13 protein-coding genes, 1 pseudogene and 2 CRISPR repeat arrays (1 of these 16 running past the window's edge) are annotated in these 19,445 nt (G+C 47.8%); of the genes and pseudogenes, 4 read left to right on the forward strand and 10 right to left on the reverse strand.

Going from position 1 to position 19,445, the window contains the following annotated elements:
- A CRISPR array of direct repeats spans positions 1–109; the repeat unit is 36 nt (it extends 747 nt beyond the left edge of the window).
- Positions 110–190: 81 nt separating this feature from the next.
- On the forward strand, positions 191–1,249 hold the full coding sequence (locus tag K0C01_RS05195) for a Cdc6/Cdc18 family protein (protein WP_221170965.1): 1,059 nt from the start codon (positions 191–193) through the stop codon (positions 1,247–1,249).
- A 107-nt stretch (positions 1,250–1,356) separates the two neighbouring features.
- Here K0C01_RS05195 and K0C01_RS05200 read toward each other — a convergent pair whose 3' ends face one another.
- The 4 genes from K0C01_RS05200 to K0C01_RS05215 all read right to left on the reverse strand — a co-directional run bounded on the left by K0C01_RS05200 (position 1,357) and on the right by K0C01_RS05215 (position 5,863).
- A complete protein-coding gene (locus tag K0C01_RS05200; RefSeq protein WP_221170966.1) occupies positions 1,357–2,349 on the reverse strand; it encodes a transposase in 993 nt (330 codons plus the stop codon).
- A 335-nt stretch (positions 2,350–2,684) separates the two neighbouring features.
- Positions 2,685–3,111: a CRISPR direct-repeat array (repeat unit 30 nt; unit sequence GCTTCAATCCCACAAGGGTTCTTCTGAAAC).
- A gap of 190 nt (positions 3,112–3,301) precedes the next feature.
- Positions 3,302–4,111: an Nmad3 family putative nucleotide modification protein gene (locus K0C01_RS05205; protein ID WP_221170967.1), complete on the reverse strand. Its 810-nt coding sequence runs from the start codon at positions 4,109–4,111 to the stop codon at positions 3,302–3,304.
- 15 nt (positions 4,112–4,126) lie between these two features.
- The gene (locus tag K0C01_RS05210) at positions 4,127–4,759 is read right to left on the reverse strand and encodes a hypothetical protein (protein WP_221170968.1); all 633 of its coding nucleotides are present in this window, start codon (positions 4,757–4,759) and stop codon (positions 4,127–4,129) included.
- 102 nt (positions 4,760–4,861) lie between these two features.
- Positions 4,862–5,863, reverse strand: coding sequence for a hypothetical protein (locus K0C01_RS05215; protein WP_221170969.1), 1,002 nt, complete (start codon positions 5,861–5,863; stop codon positions 4,862–4,864).
- Between the two features lie 789 nt (positions 5,864–6,652).
- Between K0C01_RS05215 and K0C01_RS05220 the strand changes: the two genes are divergently transcribed.
- Entirely contained in the window at positions 6,653–7,723 is a 1,071-nt protein-coding gene (locus tag K0C01_RS05220; RefSeq protein WP_221170970.1) for a Cdc6/Cdc18 family protein, read from the forward strand.
- Positions 7,724–7,804: 81 nt separating this feature from the next.
- Here the strand turns inward: K0C01_RS05220 and K0C01_RS05225 are convergent, their stop codons facing one another.
- The gene (locus tag K0C01_RS05225) at positions 7,805–8,158 is read right to left on the reverse strand and encodes a hypothetical protein (RefSeq protein WP_221170971.1); all 354 of its coding nucleotides are present in this window, start codon (positions 8,156–8,158) and stop codon (positions 7,805–7,807) included.
- A gap of 205 nt (positions 8,159–8,363) precedes the next feature.
- On the opposite strand from K0C01_RS05225, the pseudogene K0C01_RS05230 reads away from it, so the two are divergent.
- Positions 8,364–9,691, forward strand: a pseudogene (locus K0C01_RS05230) (IS4 family transposase).
- 25 nt (positions 9,692–9,716) lie between these two features.
- Positions 9,717–10,526, forward strand: coding sequence for a DNA adenine methylase (locus K0C01_RS05235; RefSeq protein WP_221170972.1), 810 nt, complete (start codon positions 9,717–9,719; stop codon positions 10,524–10,526).
- A 44-nt stretch (positions 10,527–10,570) separates the two neighbouring features.
- Here the strand turns inward: K0C01_RS05235 and K0C01_RS05240 are convergent, their stop codons facing one another.
- The 5 genes from K0C01_RS05240 to K0C01_RS05260 are packed head-to-tail and all read right to left on the reverse strand — an operon-like array spanning position 10,571 to position 19,431.
- A complete protein-coding gene (locus K0C01_RS05240) occupies positions 10,571–11,428 on the reverse strand; it encodes a hypothetical protein (RefSeq protein WP_221170973.1) in 858 nt (285 codons plus the stop codon).
- Positions 11,429–11,485: 57 nt separating this feature from the next.
- The gene (locus K0C01_RS13065; protein ID WP_221171203.1) at positions 11,486–11,788 is read right to left on the reverse strand and encodes a YgjP-like metallopeptidase domain-containing protein; all 303 of its coding nucleotides are present in this window, start codon (positions 11,786–11,788) and stop codon (positions 11,486–11,488) included.
- A gap of 6 nt (positions 11,789–11,794) precedes the next feature.
- Positions 11,795–16,366 (reverse strand): DNA translocase FtsK, encoded by a 4,572-nt coding sequence (locus K0C01_RS05250; protein WP_221170974.1) that lies wholly within the window; start codon positions 16,364–16,366, stop codon positions 11,795–11,797.
- Positions 16,363–17,859, reverse strand: coding sequence for a hypothetical protein (locus K0C01_RS05255; protein ID WP_221170975.1), 1,497 nt, complete (start codon positions 17,857–17,859; stop codon positions 16,363–16,365). Before K0C01_RS05255 ends, K0C01_RS05250 begins: the two co-directional genes overlap by 4 nt.
- A 12-nt stretch (positions 17,860–17,871) precedes the next feature.
- Positions 17,872–19,431 carry a hypothetical protein gene (locus tag K0C01_RS05260; protein WP_221170976.1) on the reverse strand — a complete coding sequence of 520 codons (1,560 nt, stop codon included), beginning with the start codon at positions 19,429–19,431 and terminating at the stop codon, positions 17,872–17,874.
- Positions 19,432–19,445: the final 14 nt, after the last annotated feature.

Genomic DNA, 19,445 nt, shown 5'->3' on the forward strand with positions numbered 1-19,445 from the left:
CAGCACAAAGTAAATTCAACAGAAATTGAAACGAAGTTCAAGCGCGTGCGGTTAAGCGCCCTTGTCCGAAGGTGTCTCAGCACAAAGTAAATTCAACAGAAATTGAGACCAAACGTCATACCTGACACTGGATTATGTCCGGAAATGAGCACCCATTTTATAAGATCATCTCACATCAGCACAACATACAATGCTGACAACGCCGCGTGTCTTCGACGATGATCACCTTCCCCGCACATATCCGCACCGTGATGCCGAGCTACGCGAGTGTTTCCGTTGTTTTGACCCGGTGCTCGAAGGAAAAGAAGCTGAAAGTCTTCTGCTCTCGGGATCAAGCGGTGTCGGAAAGACATCGCTGGCTCGATATGCACTTACTGAACTGCAATCACAGGCCCCAGTCAATACAGCGCATATCCGTTGTCTTGGCAAAACACCCGTCGGAATTTTACGAGCCATGCTCGAAGAGGTAACCAGAACATCGATCCCCGAGAATGTCCCCAGCACTGAACTCAAGACTCGACTTGAGCAAGTTGATGGTCCGACAATAGTGATTCTTGACGAGGCTGATGACATCGCCGAATCAGATATTGTATCGACACTGCTCAAAATCAACGGTATCTCAGTAATTTCTATCGTTCATAATCCAGTCAACTGGCTTTCTCATCTCACCCCCACGACGGCAACACGTCTGCGTGGCGATAACCACCTCTCGCTTGATCGATACACTGTCGATGAACTTGCCGACATTCTTGAAGATCGAGCGAACCGTGGCCTTCCTCCCGGTGTTGTTGCCCGTCGACAACTTGAACAGATTGCTGATGAAGTAGCTGGCGTTGCCCGACGAGGAATCCAAGCACTCCGAGCAGCTGCAACAATCGCAAAAGAACGTGAACACCAAACGATTCAGGAATCAGATATTGCAGATTCATTTGCCCGAGCACGTCAACGAATCCGACGCATGAATCTCCGCTCACTGCCGCTTCATCACCAGATTCTATACGCGATTATCCAGTCACATGGAACAATTACAGCTGAGCAACTCCACCAGCAATACGAAACAATCGCTACAGATGCATATCAGGACACCCCCCTGACGCCGATCGGGAAACGATCACGTCGAAACAAACTCCAAAAACTCGAAGCATATGATCTGATCGAGTGCGAAGGAGCAGGATACGGACGACAGTACTCGGCAATGGATACTGCAGTGTCCCCACAGATTTCTTTGCCCTCATTGCTCCCAACTTAGAAACAGGTGGCTTTTACTTCAATAAATATGTTCGAAATATAAACGCCACGCTGGATATAGACCATATATTGATCAGTATAACCCACGGCGGGCGTGCAGAAGGTTTCTCATATCTCAACGATTGGACTAGCGATGTCACCTCCTTGTTCGTGGTTAGCGATGATGACTGCCAAACGGAGACAAAGAGCAACAAAGACGTGAGTTTTTGCCCGTTCTCGGCCTCGGACTTTTGGAGTCCCGAGGCCGAGATCCTTGCACACACCGATTGCTGTTTCGACTTGTGACCGGTTATCGTAGGTATCATCAAGTTGCTTTTGCCAGACTCGGACAGTGTCGCTGTGTTCTTTGATTCGTTCCTGGATACGATACTCGATATCCGGTGGATCATTCGTGTTCCGTGGATTGTACGGAACCACTGGCACGACGCCTGCTTCAATCAGGTCGTCGTGCCAATCCAACATGTCGAACTCTGCATCACCGACAAACGTGACTGGCTTCTTGACGGCGAGCGCATCCTGTGTGATGCGCCTCGCCGTCTCCTTGTCCACGGATTTCTCATCCGTGAACTCCGCTGCAATCGGGATGTTGTTGTCAGTCGTCACCAGACAGCAACCGTAGCCGTAGTAGGTCTCTTCGGCGGTACTATCATAGTCCCATGAGGCATCCTCGTCCGGGCGAGGTGCCCGGACATCGGTGCCATCAATCCGGAAGCAGGTACCCAGCTCAACACGGACCAGTACTTGCTGAAGAATTCGTGAGAAGACTTCCTCGACGACACCGGAAAGATCGTCGATAAAGCGACCAAGCGTCCGCCGTGACGGCGGTCGCTTGAACTCACAAACACGCCACACATCATCGTTGGCGAGTTCTTGGGCCATTGCTTCTGGTTCGTAGATATCGTTGTAGAAGCAGTGCAGCAACCCCCGAAACAGTTCAGGTGGGAAGAATTCGCGTGGTCGTCCCCGTGGATCGGGGGCGAACACGGGGAACTCATAGAGGAATTGGAGATCTAGATGTTTGAACAGTACTGTTGTCTCTGTCTCCAGTGATTTCAAGACCTCTGCGATTGTATCTTGATGTGGCAGGGTTGTTGTAGACACATTTCACTATCCCTGCCTCAACTCCGAGAAGATTTCTGAGTTCTTCGCAATTTCCCAAATCTGCCGGTACAGCCGTGTTAACTATTCTGCACGCCCGCCTATTACTAGTATAGACAACATATCACAATCAGGATGGATGTAGCACTAACAGTACGCTCACCGGTCCACATCGGGGGTGGGAAGAATATCAGTCCCAAGAGTACGTATTTGATCGTGGCAGAGCGTATAAACCAAATCTTGACGCATACTTTCGTGAACATCCAGAACAGATAGACCCATTCATTGAAGACATAGAGCAGGGACGTTCTGTTGACAAATTCATCGAAAGCATTCATGCTTCAATCCCATAAGGGTTCTTCTGAAACAAGACGGCGAGGAGTTGTTTGTCTGGTCGTTCGAGTGCTTCAATCCCACAAGGGTTCTTCTGAAACTTCGTCGGCGTTTTCGTAGTTCGCCGCCGTCAGGCCGCTTCAATCCCACAAGGGTTCTTCTGAAACAATACTAAGTGGTTCGTCTGCCTCTGCGACACAATTGCTTCAATCCCACAAGGGTTCTTCTGAAACTTATATTATGAGACATGAATTGTATTGTGTTGTTTTGCTTCAATCCCACAAGGGTTCTTCTGAAACGCTGTGTGTAGCCGTCCTCCTTGATCGACTTGTGGAGCTTCAATCCCACAAGGGTTCTTCTGAAACCCTTGTCGGTGGAGGTGGTGACTAATGGGAATTATCAGCTTCAATCCCACAAGGGTTCTTCTGAAACATGGGGTTCGAGCCCTGTAGCGTGTCATAGAAGGCTTCGGATACCAGTAGATCGGTGGCCTCGGCACTCACGAATCACAATCTATCCATAGTCAATGTGTATAGCGGCTCTTTCGAGCTCGCTCAGTCCGTAATTACTCTAACAACCTGTCTGTACTATTCATCACAACTGCCTCTGACACGAGTAGGTGTTATTCCACAATTTCACGGAACCTGTCCAAGGAGATATCCAACTTATGTGCTTGTTTGAAACCTCCCAGGTATGCGTTCTTCTCTGGATTCCCACCCTGTTCGGGTGAGAGGTTTTGTTGTAACTCGTCCGTGAGGTAGTGATGCCCTCCTCCGCTGTGTTGGCTAATTCGAAACGCTTTGTCCAGAAGCCCGCCCGGTTCCTTCCCGTCAACAATAACTAATCCGTCATTGTCTGCAATTGCACCAGACGCTTCGAATCGTTTAGCATGGGCGTTCTCGCTATACTGCTCGATGAGATTATGCTGTTCGTCGGTAGGTAAGTCGCTGAACTTGACCTTCTCACCATCCCGCTTCAAATTCTGGAAGTCAATAATATCATCGACGGTGAAGTAGCCAATTATGTAGCGATGGGTGTAACTCGTGTTCTCTCCGCTTAGACCCGTATAGAACGCCACTACGTCGTCCTCACTGAGACTGCGAATGACTTGTGTGTACGAACCCCTACTTGTACTCTCACCATAGGTAAGAGCCTCGAAATTGGGGTCGTAATGTAGCGGCCATTTTGCCAATCGATCGCCTGTGAATTTCTCGCTGTCGTCCTCTGTCGGCTTGATATAGTCCAGATAGTCCGCCATTGAAGCGTCTTGATTGCGGAGTTCCGAATTTCCAAACGTACGCTTCTCAGTGGTTCCTTCTGGCCCCTTCGACTCAGGAATTGGAATATACTCGAATCTGTTGTCGGAGTAGACCGGTGGCGTTGGTGAACTGTTCGTCGAATCTGCCCCTACGCCCAGTAATGCTATTGTCATTTGTATCTAGAGTAATCAGCACCCACTCGACTCGTCGTGAAGCGGGTCATCGGTTTCTGGTGGTACGCCGCCTTCTTCCCACAACCGCGGCCGCCCAACTCTCTTCTCAAGTCTTTCAACCTCCTCAACACATTCGTGGTAGATGTTCTCGGCATCATCTAAGTAGGATAGAATCTTCTCTGTCTTCTCCTCATTCAGCCTCTTCTGATTTCGCGTATCTGGCGAACCGACCAGTGAAAGTGGGCATGCGTCCTCGAACGATACGAGTTTGATTGGGCCCTGGATGGCGGTTCGGCCATTTATATCCAGTTTCCGACGCTTATCGATGTATCCGACATAGAACTGCTCCCCATTGGCTTGTAGCTCGCTGTTTCGAACTCGCGTGAATAGGAGCAAATAGCGTTCACTGTCGTCGTCTGCGAACGAAGAGATATTCTCGGGGATACATTTTGTGCAGTAGTTTTCAGCTTTGCGTTCAATACATGGCTCAACCTTGTCACCGTGTCCTTGAGTGCCCGTTACGTCCCGAACTGGTAAGTCATTACCTCGGTGGTGGAAAAAGAATTGAGCCCTTCCCCGAGCGCCCAACTCATCGGGCTGGAACTCTTGGACGATTTCTACCCCTTGGTCAATGTCAGAATCAGTCAAAGGTATTGGGTCGTTCATTGGATTGATATATTTATGGGATACACTAATAATTAATCCAGATCTCGCAGAGTGTAAACAACAGGGTGCTATTGTAATGTTATCTCAATCTGAATCTTCTAATTCAGTCGTATACTCGGGGTTCTCTCGGAGTTTCGAGAACGAGACGTATCGATGCCCCTGGACAAATGCAACTGTTCGGTCAGAATCACTCGCTGTCTTATCGTTCTTCACCGGACGGTCAAGTTCGATACCATCCTGTAGGAAGATGACCTTCTCCGTCTCACCGTGCCGTTCGGACTCTTTTTTGCGAAACTGTGTGACTGCGTCGAACAGTTTCTTACGCTGTGATTGTGAGAGGTCGGGATGATTTCGTACCGTTTCCTCTGTGAGCTCGATGCTCTCGATGGAATCTGTTACTGACGGGACTGCGGTTTTGATTTTGCCATCGGTGTAGAACGCAAGGTGGTCGACAGGTTTGAACGACCGATTCGCTTGGCAGAAGTATAGGCCGTGTTCCTGATACTCGGGCCATGCCTTGCGAGCCGCAACGACCAACACACGGTCTTCCTTGCCGCTCACGAGGTCTTCGTCGTAGAGGAATCGACTCAGTTCGCGCAACAGGAATGCCTCGCGTTCTGTTGGGACGGACATACTCGCTTCGGCGTCCCCTACGTCTCGTTCGAGCACCGTCTCGATGGTGTCAATGAGTGAGTCAAAGTTCGCCCACACAATACGCTCGTCGTCGATCGTTGCCACCTCGTCGGGAATTTGAGCGTCAGGAGTCAGAACGATGAGGCGCTGTAGCTCCGCTTCGTCCTCGTCGAGTGCATGAAGATGGTTTTTGAGTTGTTCCTTGTCCACGGCATCCCGACGTGTCTTCGTCTCGAACCAGAGCGCGGTTGAACTCTTGATTACAGCATCCGGTACTGAGCCAACGCCTGTCACCTGATTATCGAATGAGACGAGCGATAGGTCTGATTCGTCGGTCAGTGCTTCCAGAATATCCTCTGCTAACTGATTGTTGACGTGCTCAAGGACGGCGATGACGGTCGACGTAACACGGTTTTCGCCTTGGGTGTACGTTGAGAAGAGAGGGTTTGGCATGGAAGAAGATACAAATACCTGACTCAAAAACTCTCGGCTTACCAGTTGTCTACTGGCTCAAGGATGTCGGCAAGCGATTCAGCTAATTGATTCATAATCTCGCAATAGGATTCGCGGTAATCGCCTATACTTGGTGGCATTCCGAACGACCGCATTCCTCAGTCCTAATCACTCGTTGCGCTACGATGGTCCTCGACCACTCTCAAATCATAAACTCCACTTATTGGGTCAAATTGACAGCGGAGACTGACGGTCTCTGCGATCCCTCGCTCGTTTCGATGTTATCCCTTAGGCCGTATCGCTGTCCCCGCTTCACGCCCGTATCTCTTCGGTCTACCACGAGTATTCGGGCGAGAGTCGAGGCACTCATATGGCTCCTCATTACCCATAGTGCTGAATGTGCGCCTTGCACAGCAGCGAGTTCACTTATTGTAGCTGATAGAATGTTCTGTGGCAAGTACGTATCTCTACTGATCGTTGTGAACGATTCTATGACGCGCTCATTGGATGGGCTCTCTGAATCAAACGTCAGTGTATTAGAGCAAATTCATGATCTTCCATGAAGTGTGAAGATCGGAAATAGACGCCCGCTTTAATATCCAGTCTCTCATAGGTCAACTTGCATCGGTCGTGCACTGATCTTCAGTGTACCAGTACTGCAGACACTCATCAGTAGCTGCAACGCATGCAACCAAACAAAGAGGTGCTTGGGGATGATAGCGGAATTGTTTATTCTCTCGGAATTGATGCTGAGCTTTATGTTACTGTTCGTTCTTATCGCCAGACACAATGCTGACTGCGCCGCATGTCTTCGATGACACACATCTCCCCGCTCGATACCCTCATCGTGACGCTGAACTTGAACAGTGTTATCGGCTACTTGAGCCAGCCTTGCACAATCGGAGGGCAGACAACCTGCTGTTATCCGGACCAAGTGGCGTTGGCAAAACCTCATTAGCACGGTACGTCACGAGAACGCTCCAGGAACGGACCCAGCTGCATACCGTTCACGTGCGCTGTATCGGATCCACCACGGGACAGATCCTTCGAACCATTCAGCGAGGCATTACTGAAGAGCGGGTCCCAGAAAATCAGCCGGTCACAACGACCACGCAACAGCTCAAAACAACAATTGACCAGCCGGCTGTTATCATCCTCGATGAAGCCGATGAACTCCCAGAAACAGATGTCCTCCAGGAACTACAGACTCTGCCTCAACTCTCCGTGATTGTCATTATTCACGATCCCACGCACTGGCTGTCACAGATTACGACCGATATGGCTCACAATCTGGATGGAGATAATCACATTGGGCTTGATCGATACACTGTTGATGAGCTCGCAGACATTCTTGAAGATCGGGCTAATCGAGGACTTCCTCCAAATGCAGTAACACGCACGCAATTGGAGCGAATTGCTGACGAGGCTGCTGGCGTTGCCCGTCGAGGGATTCAGGCGTTATATGCAGCCGCACAAATTGCTGCTGAGCGGAATCATACCCAGATACAGAGCACTGACATTGATGATTGCTTCCCTCGCGCACGTCGGCAAATCCGGAAATCAAACCTCCGGTCGTTGCCCTTCCACCATCAGGTCCTGTACGCAATTCTGCATCAGGCTGACGAGCTCACCAGTCGCGAACTTCACCAGCGATACGAACAGCTTGCTGATGAGGTTTATGCGACTGCGGCAGTGACGCCGATCGGCAAGCGAGCCCGGCGGGATAAGCTACGAAAACTCCAATCATATGATCTTGTTGAGCAGCATGGTGAAAACCGCTGGCGACGATATACTGTTCGCGACCAGACGGTTACGCCGACAGTGACACTACCAGAGACAACAGATACGATCGTTTCATGATTATACGGATAACATAAAGATGAAATTGTCACCATCGGACCGTCCAGTGTTTAAATTTGCTTAGAAGTGACCTGTCACCCATCAGTGAAAAGTACGACTTGGTTCTTCGCCCTCTTTTTCTTCGGGTTCCTCAGGAATTTCATCTTCACTAGAAAAATAAGACTGTATCTGCTGTATAAACTGCGCGGCCGTAGTATAATGTGAGACTTGTATTGTGTCTATATATACGAGTTCTTGCTCACCATCCGACTCTATCGGCTCAAGAACATCTACATAGTCTCGATTCCCATCCGCATACGTGATGGCTAAACCGTATATCCCAATCGTTTGATCTGTTGCACACTGTCCAATCATAAGACTTCGTGCTCGCTTTCGCCAGATTTCATGTTTCTGCTGTTCTGTCGCTGATCTCTCTCTTTCTCCATCACTACTCATACATACAGGTTAACCATTTTTCATTTTAATACCAACTTAACCGAAGTGAAAGTGGTACCCTCAAATCTTATCGGTCCTCTTTCACGACATCGGTCTCTCTCGGAATTGATGCTGAGCTATCATTCGTTCTAGTTTAGGCAGCGAACCAGCAGACGTGGCTACGGAAATCGCTGAAGCTACATGAGTAAGGAACCCGGTAGGAGATATGACCTACTCTCCACCGGATTCGGTAGTAGTTGAGCGAATCAAAAGAGCGTTTCCCTCCGATGAATTGCGCGACCGCGGTCGCGCAATGACAGAACGTGACCGGAAATTCGACTTTGTCGCACTGTTCTACACGCTCTCGTTTGGATTTGCTGCTGGGTCAGATCGGTCTCTTCAGGCGTTTCTTGAACGCTACGTGGAGATGGCTGACTGTGATTCTCTCTCATATCCCTCCTTCTACGAGTGGTTCTCACCAGCGTTCGTTGCACTCCTTCGAGAGATCCTCGATGACGCTATCGAGGATCTCGACCCCGGCAGAAACGACTTGAGAGGGCGTCTCGAACACTTTCGAGACGTTCTCATCGTTGACGCAACATTCATCTCACTCTACCAAGACGCTAAAGATGTCTACAGAGCAACTGGTGATGACCAAGCTGGGCTGAAGTTACACTTGACCGAGTCGCTTTCGACCGGCCTTCCAACCCGGTTTCGAACCACCGATGGAGCGACCCATGAACGGAGTCAGCTACCCACCGGCGAGTGGGTAGCTGACGCCCTCATCCTGTTCGATCTCGGGTTCTACGGTTTCTGGCTGTTCGACCGTATAATCGCCAAAGACGGGTGGTTTGTCTCCGCGTCAAGTCCAATCCTAACCCGAAGGTCGTCGAAGAGTTACGAACATGGCGGGGCAACAGTATCACGCTGGAAGGGAAGTCGCTGAAGGGCGTCCTCGACGACCTTCAGCGACAGGAGATCGACGTTCTCGTGGAATTGGAGTTCGACCGCAAACGTGGTTCTTCAGCCACTGCAACACGTCAGTTCAGATTGGTTGGGCTGCTCAACGAAGACGAAGACGAGTACCATCTCTACTTCACGAATCTACCGCGTAACGAGTACTCCGCGCCCGATATCGCGCAACTCTATCGGGCGCGGTGGGAAGTAGAGCTACTGTTCAAAGAGCTGAAATCGCGGTTTGGACTCGATGAGATCAACACGACTAAACCTTACATCATCGAGGCATTGGTGATCATGGCGGCGATTTCGCTGATGATCAGCCGCGAGATTGTCGATGAACTCCACAAGCTGGACGCGAAACGACGTGAGGCCGCGGACGCCGACGAGTCGGCGTCGCGGCTTCCTCCTCGTCGTGGTTCACTGGCGGTTGAGCGACATTCCCATCTGATTCAGTTGTACTTGATGCTTGAGCTGGGCTACGAACTGCCAGATCTGGACGAATTACTGTTGTGGGCGTCGCAGAATCCAAATCCACACAGGGAACGGTTACGCAGAGAGGTTGAATCGGGTGAGTTCGCCTTTGACCGCGACTAAACTAGAACGAATGGCTGAGCTATTTATGAGTTCCACCAGTCATCCGGACTGCATTATGCCCGACGCAGTCTTCCCCTATCCAGGGGGTAAATCGCAACTTGCATCGTGGATTCTTGAACACCTGCCTGAGCATACGTGCTACGTTGAGGTGTTTGGTGGGGCAGCAAATGTGCTCGTAAACAAGGATCCAGACCGTTCTGAAGTCGAAGTGTACAACGATCGAGACGGTGACCTTGTCCATTTCTTTGAGACTCTTCGCGACCAGCCAGACGAGCTCACTGAGTGGCTCGATGATGTGCCCCTTTCTCGAGAGTTGCATCAGCGCTGGGTGGACCTGTACTATAACGGTTATCGACCAAGCGACCCGATCGAACGCGCTGGACAGTTCTTTTTCCTACGGTATGCTCAGTTTGGTGCGGGATATAGTGGTCCAAACGGCTTTGCGACTGGAAAAACCAAAAATCAGGCTAAAGGCTATGCAAACAAGATCGACCGACTCCAGAAATTTGCTTATCGCTTCGACCGGGTCGTAATTGAAAATCTTGATTGGAAAGATGTGATCAACAAGTACGATGGACCGGAAACGGTGTTTTACTGTGACCCGCCGTACGTTGACCAGGAAGCCGCGTATCCTGTCAACGATATCGATCACGCTGAGTTTGTTGACGTGTTAGACGAGACCGAAGGCAGTTGGTTGGTTTCCTATGAGGACATCCCCGACGGCTTAGAGGAATATGAGGTGATCGAGCGCGGTCATACCCGCGGGATCAACAGCGGAAAGTCAGGGTCAGCAAAGCGGGTCAAAGGGCGGCTTATTGTGAATACCGATAGCTGAGTACCGCTATTTAATCTCCCAGTCTGAATAGAACCCATCTGGAATTACTCGTCGCGAAGGGTCGAAATGGCTGCCTCTGCCTGATGTCCTGGGATATAATATCCGCCTAATTCCTCATCATGCAAAATAAAACTACGGTTACTTACCGTGGATGAAGCGATGGTACTGTCTGATCGGTCGTCAAACCATTCTCTTTGGACTCCTATTTGATCGACATAATCGAGGGTATAGGCTACGAGCCGACCTAACCCAAGTGCCGCCACTCTCTGTTTGGATCCCAATTCTGCAAACTCTGGCGCGCGTTCAACCTCTCCATTTTCAAGCACCACAATATATCCTTCAATCGCATTAGCAACTTTCTGACGGTCAAAGTCTGTCCTTGATCGGACTACTGAGTGCAGTGGATTTTCTTCAACGGGTTCTGCAAGATCCTCTAGAATATCAGTTATTCGGTCGATATCATCGCCCTCAGACGCAAATTCTCGCACGAGTTCAACTATCATCGCTGAACAGAGTGAAATTCCCAACTGCGCATCTGCCTTCCTCACAGGCTTATCAAAATTGAGGTGGGCCGCATTCCGGTCGCTACGAATTGACCACGCAGTATGCAGCATATTTGGGATGTGTTTACGAATCCCTTCGGATACATCAGCATCCACCCCGTCGTCAAGATATCGTTGTGCAAAATCACGAATTGTCTCATCACGAAGCGTTTCTTCAATCTCCCGCTGCAACAATTTCTTTATACCTTCACTGAACTTCCCAACGTGAATTCCGACTTGCTCGTACTCGCCGGTTTGAAAGCTGGCCTGCATTGTATAGTATTCCTCTACGAGGAACTCGACCTCTCGCTCTGGGAGTCCAATATCCAAGAGGACTGCTGTAAGTTGGTCCTCCTCCATATCTGCAAGTAAAAATACCAAAGTCCATAATGGTTTCACTTCTGTGATGGATTGTATTTACAATTCTTCTGTCCTAAACACGAGCTGGCTACTGTACTCTTCAAGCCACGACGCGTGGCTCTGGTATTCTGGATTGTACTCGTCCACCAGTACCCAGAATGAACTGGAGTGATCAGATGCTTTCAGATAGGTTGACTCGTGTAATTTACGGTCAATGGTGGGAGCATCAGTTGCACCTTCTGAGTCGATATACTCAGAAAATATCGTACAAGTATTATATGAAAGGCGGTAGTGAATTGAGTACAGGTACTGATCAAGTAGTAAATATATTGAAGAAATGTAGGAATCAACCGTTGTAATACTATATTAGCGGTATTTGGTAATCAGATTGCGTATGTCGTCTGAGTCGACATAGAATCCTTGGAGTCGCACTGTTTCTTTTGAGTTTTTAAACAGCATGTCGCCGTTTCCGCCAAGTTCTTCTGCTCCCCCTTCGTCAATGAGAATTCGTGAGTCAGCTTGCTTCGGCAACCGGAAGGCTACTCTGGTATTGAGGTTGGCACGGAGATCCGTGTCAATCGCTTCGTGGGAGGGCCGCTGAGTTGAGATGACGAGGTGAATCCCTTGTGCTCTAGCAATCTGCGCGATTCGCCGGACATTATTTTCTGTTTCTCCGGCATCAGCGCCCAGTTGCTGCAAGAAATCGCTGTACTCGTCAATAACAATAACTATTGGACTCATCTGGTCGTTCGGGTTCTGTTCGTTATACTCACCTATGTCTCTGCAGACGTTTTTCCTCAACAACTCTTTCCGTCGTGGTATTTCCTCGTCAACTAGCCACTCGAACAGGTCCGCTGCATCATTAGGATCGGTTATTACATCATCAGTCACGAGATTTGGCAACGCGTCGAAGAAAATGAAATCTGTCTCTTTGGGATCTATCAGGGCAAATTCAATATTTTTCTCTCCCTTCTGCTCAATGAAGTTCATAATCAGTGAGTACAGGAACACTGTTTTACCACTACCAGTGGCTCCACCAACCAGCATATGTGGAGCTTTGGAAAGATCAGAATGGTGTATCTCACCGTCAGGAGTAACTCCCGCCAAGAAAGGTAACGATTCCGTGCTAATTTCATCAGCCGTTCTATAATGTGTTTTATACTCTCGGAGGGGAACCACAACGCTGTCTTCTCGAGGAACATCAAGGGCAACGTACTCCGTACCGCGAAGACGTTGGACCATTGGCTCCTTATCGAATGCCATCTCCCGGGCGATATCTTCAGTTCGATTTTCTAGTGAATTTTGTTTTTCTCCAGGAGCGAGTCGGATTTTAAACCGTACTACATTTGGCCCTACTTCGACATTATCCGGATCGATCTCTCGGATGTCGATTCTGAAGTCATTAAGAACTCGTTTCAATGTTTCTACCGTATCGGCGTGCAGTTGTGGATCCCCAAAGTCGTTGGAAGTGAAGCTAGAACCACCAGTCTCCTCGCTTGTCTCTTCAGCCACATTCCGTTCGTTTTCCGCACTCTCATCCGTTGTCTCTTTCTCTGGTGTCAATTGTTTCTTTTCGTCCTGACCTTTTCGATCTTCAATACCACTGATAATTAGCCGCTTTATTGACTCTCTGGGGAGTTTATCGACACGGACTGATTGTGCGTTTGGAGTTACCCCGTCGATTCGCTCATCAGACGTGGCTTCGCTTGTGACTTCAACCGATATGATTCTTGGGTTGATTTTGATCTGGGCTTCACCACTAAATACCTCATTAATTCGAACCGCCCATTCCTGCATATCACCTATTTCTTCTGCTGAGATCAGTTTGTAGTACAATTGCTCTCGAAGCGCTTCTTTCCTAGGAGACGTCGTGAGATTACTCTCACCACTGAATAACCCTCGGATTGTCTCTGCTGTTTTGAACACTTGATCAACAGCACTACCTTCGATGATTTTGGCACCATTGTCGTCTGTAATCGTGTAAGCATTACTGGCCTCTTCAACCGTTTTGATTTCAATGATATCCAGAATGAGCCCATCATCATCATCGAACTGAACTGTGAGAATGTCAGCTCGGCTTTGACTGTCCCCAAGGTTCAGCCATTCCCTGGTCCGAGGATTGTCGATTGAGAAAATAAGTTTTGGATCAGCGAGAGTCTGTTGGAGCCACTGTACTGCGATAATCGATCCTAATAATCCTTTGTTGTTCTTCGATTTTCCACCTCCAAGTGTCTCTTTAGTAACTAAGCGCAGGAGACCTGACTGTTGTATGTCTGCTATCCTTTCTGCAATCTCTTCAAGATCGGTGTCATCTGGAGCCAAACGGTAGTCATTAATGATCCGACGAAGAACTCGTCTGAAATAACCGATATCTGCAGAGTATGTGGCAAAGTCACGGTCTCCGCGTCGTTCTCGGGAAATCAGATTATCCCTCCAGAACGGATCCCTATTCATTGGAGGCGATGAAATAGATACCCAGAGAGAAGACTGGAGAAACCTTTCTACAGTCTCTTTCTCAATGTTTAGATCATTGACTTCGGCGTTGTGGATTGATTGACGTTGGTTGTAAAGCTGATTGGTTAGATCTTGGTATTCGGAGAATAGCATACCTTCCTTTGACGGAGATATGTTTATCTTATCTTCTAGAAGATCGTATTCGAATTCTTTGGGAACATACAGCGGATGGATTGCAGTGTCAGTGTCTCGCTCGAACGTCTGTATATTGAAATCACTCTGATCGTTGAGTAAGACAAAATGCTTTGGATTTTCGTCTAGATTATCAGCGTAACTGCTGTAACTGGGATATTCTCTGGTTAGTATCTCAAAGTTACCAGAATCATTGTCTGGTCCAAACAGATTGATTATGTCCTCAGATACGTTACCTGAGTTCGAGTTGCTGAAAATCGACGTCTCCTCGTTTTTAATGAATGCGAACTCTACAGTGGCTCCCTGAATTTGGTCTTCCTCGGCAAGGTCTGTAATGTCGGAAAGTAGGTTTTCTGGCTCAAGAGGATCAATTACGCTAATTTTAATATGACGTTGAGATGGTGGGTATGCCGAGACAAACTTGTTAATAATATAGTCGTAGAATTGAGAGTTCGTTCCTTCTGAAGCATTCTCAATCTGTGTGTAAACCGGAAGGCGATCAATTTCTGTTGACTGAACGAGATATGTTTTTTCCGATAGACGGTAATTCCCGCCGACATGGATGCTCCGAAGAACATGAGGCTGTTCATCAACACTATCAATGAGGAAACGCTGTTCTTCTTGTGACAGAGATTCCTTTTCCTCTTTCATATTCCGTGCCAACTCGGTATATTTCCAGAGATGAAGAGGATGGAGCGGAGATAACATGAGTTCCCTTTCATCTTCGTACTCGAAGATGATCGTATCAAACAAAAGGAAATCAGATAGAAGTTTTGACGCCCCTTCTGAGCTCACTTTCTGTATTTCTCGGTATTTCTTGTCTAATCTATTCTGGACCTCTCGATATGCCTCAATATAGTTTTCTGACTCACTAAGTAACTCCTCATCACCCAGCAACCGGATAAGAGGTGCTGAAAGCAATCCCGGTAAGGCGTCGACGAGTTTTTTTCGAGTTGTGACATAACGGTCAATCGCTTCAACCAAGTCCTCAAACTTACCGGTACTCTCGGCTGCTCGACGTAGCTTCTTGAAGCTACTATCTCCGCCATATGGCTGGAATTTCACCGTTTGAAGGGCTTGGAAATTCTTAATGGCGTTTGATTGATCCTCCGGACTGTGAATTATCCCACCAAATGACTCCTCCGTAACAAAATGACTGACAAAATAATGGAGATCGTCATTTACGTTGAATGCTAATTGTTCATCGTGGGTGAAGTCTATCTCAACGCTGTTCTCTTCTTTATTAATAGCTTCTCGATACTCGTCATCGAATTCCTCCGAAATACGTTTCAACTCATCCGTCTCGTCATCGAAGACAGCCTCAACACCTACTGATTCAACATCCCGACGGGTGGTAGTGGTGTTTGTGGACCGCCTTCGAGAAGGTTGTGTTGACGTTGAGAAAATATCGTCTACTTCTTTGTATGTCAATTCTCCCAGAATTTTCGCATCACCAGTCCGCTCGAACCGACGAAGCTTAGCAACGGCTTGTTCTCGTTCTTCGCGCTCTCCGTCATCAACCTTATTAATACTATTGGTGAGGCGGCGGCGATCTCGTCTGGACATGTGAGAAACTCGAAGCACGAGATCTAGATTATCTGCCAACCGGTTTGGAATTTCATCCGGGTCATTAAGTCCAGGATCAGCGAATAGGCGAAGCCTATACAGTTGGGTTCCCAAAGCGTCGAGTGAACCTTGCTTACTATCCCGGAGGGTAGCCGTAGCGTAATCGGCCACCGCAGAAATTTCAAACCGGTCGTAGAGATTTGACCCTATTGTTTCCCAGACCGCCTCGGCTGGAGGACTACCCGCGAACGGATCCTGGTGTTTCATTTGATTAGTTATCTCTCTCGTAACTTCTGCCAGCGGAAGGTCAATCATCCCCTCAAAATCTTTCATCGAGTTCAGGCGAGCATGATCTCCTCGAACTAGGATTACTAGCTTTTCGGGTTCTATACGGCCATCCCACTTGAACTCTGTTTCAGTTCCGTTCCTCCAATTAACAGCTACGCTCACTCTGTCGGTAATCTGGACAGACGAGTCCCTAGCCTGCGCCTGAAGGGTATTTATATCAGCTTCACTGATGCTAACCATCGCTAACCCAACATCATACTCTGTACTACTGCACAGTGTATCGACAAAGGCCTCTGCGTCAAACCGCGGCGGTGATTCGATGATAACACCAATATTTTCTTCAGTTAACCGGTCAACAGTCTGTTGTCCGATTGCTCTTCCGATTAACTCTTTACTGTTCTTGAAAGAGTCGCGTTGTATTTTATTAGTCTTACTCATGCTTCCCCCTCGGGAGTAGAAATAATTGTTACACCATCTGCATATTCATCAGCGTACCCTAAGTCGGATACAGTTCGCCTGAATCCGTCGTAGTTCTGATTATTCAGCGGATCACTCTCAGCTGCGCTAGCTCCGAGTCGCACATCCCATTGAGCCAAATGAGCCCGATCTTGCTCTGTTCCCCCAACAATGATACCATAGCGCTCGCGCAATTCATTGGAAAGCTCTTGTAGCGAGATCTCTTGGCCTGGTCCGACCACCGACAGTATGATTGGCTCCAACATCTCAGGATCCGGCCGAAATCTGCGCTTGTTTGCGCGATTTCCACGTGGCTTAAGAAGGCCAGCACGCCAAGCAAGAGTCTGTGCCGTTGATTGAGGTGTGTACGTATCGAATCTATTGGAAAAGTCATGGATCACATTGCTGACAGCATCGACCAGTCGGTGAAACGTACTATCTTTTTCCGGGTCACGTGAAGCCCGAAATACCTGTTCAAACTTCTCATGATCCTGTCTGATTTTCTCAGTTCTCCGTCGATTCAACTCAAGGAAGTTGTTATTCTCTATTTCGCGGAGAATCTCGTCTTTACTGTAGTCTCTGTATCCTTTTCTATCGAGAACATGTCTAACACCGAGTCTTGTAGCAAGTTGAATTTCAGATCCAACAATACGAAATGATTCAAGACTGACGTCAGCAACTGGATTATCGCTATTGCCAGTATAATTTAATACCAGCGGGACAGGTTCGTCCTTACTTTTGTCTTCCCTGATCTCATTATGTCGGTTCGCCATGTAGACATAAATCATAAATCCAGCAAATTTGATAGTGCGACGAAGATCCCGAGCAAAGTTTAGGTCATGCTCACCATTCGAGTCTTTCAGATGTTTCGACAGCGTTCCGAACCCATCTACGAACTCATTGGTAATCTTCTGATCCTCAAATGCGTCTCCGAGAGCAGGCTCTTTCCATGGTGATACAGTTATATTATCTCGTTCTCCATCAATAACCAGAGGCCGGAAAAGCAGAGAGACAGCATCATGGTGGTCTCGCAACTGATCAGTGAGTTTTTGACCGATGTCGCTACTTGAATTTTTGATAACAGTATGTATGAATCTTGAGGGAGTCCTTCCGACAGTGCGGTTATGGATAAACCAGTCGCTCATCCCTGTCATCGCGGTATATGTCGGGGTACTTGCGTACAGGGCATTATCATTGTCGAGTACTTTTCGCATTTTGAGTCTGAGGTTATCCATTTGCTCGTCGCTGAGATTACGGGAAGACTCAAAAAGGTCGTGGTATTTTTCAGCAAGTTCGCTAGAAGGTGCATTACCCGGTTTCTCAACGAAATTAAACAAATCATCGGCTTCGTATGTAGACTCAAGAACATTGCTAAAGACAACCTGAGCTAGATGTACAGGCTTCAGCGAAGATGACGTTGCTTTGAATCCGAACGCAGCTTCTGACGCCTCTGAATTAATATCGTTAAGTTTCATTGGCATTGGAATTTACCTCCGTTCTACCTGATATCGATCGTCGTTTACAGTGAGTATCTCCAACTCACCAGTCTCTACATCCATAATATGAACCGTGCCATAATCCTGATCGTGGCTCTCACGATATTCAATTTCTTCCATGAATTCCAGTAACTGCTGCTCCTCTTCTCTGTCTCGAAGAATATACGGTATGTTTCCTTCAAGTGCTCCTAACGTTTCAGATAACTCTGAGTCAATTCGTAACCTGACATCAGATTCTCGTCCTTCATATTCAAGGACGTGATGATCGTGATTGTAATCCATGGCGTTGCTAATTGCTGGATGGAGTTGCGGCACACGCCGCTTTAGTTCACGTTTTGGAATTTCAGTCCGGGAAATAAGGGTTGTCGAAGGCTTGGATCTGTAATTATGTGAGAGCCATATCTTGAGATCTGATCCTTTCGAGGAATCAGGCATAAAGTAACTGTTAATCATCTCAATAATATCTTCTTTCACACTCTCATCTGGACGGTCTCTACTTCGTTGATTGTGGAAGGAATAGTTGACCTCATGATAGAGGTCGCGAGCGGTATAGTCCTCGATGGTTGTATCTTCAAAGTAAAATTGGCGTTTTTTCTGGATATACAATTGATCAACTTCTTCTCTGATTACTTTGTCGGTGGTCTTGGAAGTCTCTTCCTCAGCATCTGCCCACAGTTTACTATCAATGAATGGGTGGGTGAGGTCTCGAGGATGGAAATGCTCGTTGAGCAGACTAAATATCGTTCCACTGCCGCTGAATGCCAGATTGTAGTATTTTAATTCCTCACCAAAATCAACGACACTCTCCTCTTTGGCTCCCGTGATGCAGTATGCGAGAAAGTTCAGAAGATCGCGAACAGTGACGTGAGCATCAAGCTGGCCGACAGACTGAAGAAGTCGAATAATATTGTCTCTAACTCGATTATTTCGCATTTTGTCTATATTGTACGCAATATGTCCATCAATTTCACTACCATCTGGCTTCTTCAAAAATTTACTCGAAGCTAGGTTTTCGATTGCTTGGCCTATCACCTTACGCGTTAGAATATTTCTGTTGTTGAGATCAATAACGACGATAGAATCAAACTCGACTTCATCGGCTTGATCTCTGCTGTAAATAATCTGATTCTGAAATTGGTCGTGTACCGTGTTCAAAAAGGAGTACTCATCAAAATACTCTCTAGTCATATCATACAATGGACCATCATTGATTGCAAGGATGCCCGGACGGCCGTCCTCCAAGGCTTCTTGCCACTCATCGAGTAGAACAGTATAGTCGTCATATTCAGAGGCGTCAGAGAGATAGAAGTATTCTGGTTCCGGATATTTTGATTTCATCTGGAGGATGTACTGCGTTTTTCCATCTCCTGGATTCCCAGTTAAAACGACCTGCTTACCATCTTCAAGGGCCTCTTGAAGAAACCCCTCTCCGTCTAATCGCGTCTTAATGTGAATCTCTCGACGTTGCTCATCAGTAAGTTGTTCTGCAAATCCTCCTCGTGCCAGTTGTGATAGAAATCGCAGATCGATAGTTGATGATTCAATCCCCATGTTTCACCTGATGT

Source organism: Salinarchaeum sp. IM2453 (assembly GCF_019693215.1).
GTDB lineage: Archaea > Halobacteriota > Halobacteria > Halobacteriales > Salinarchaeaceae > IM2453.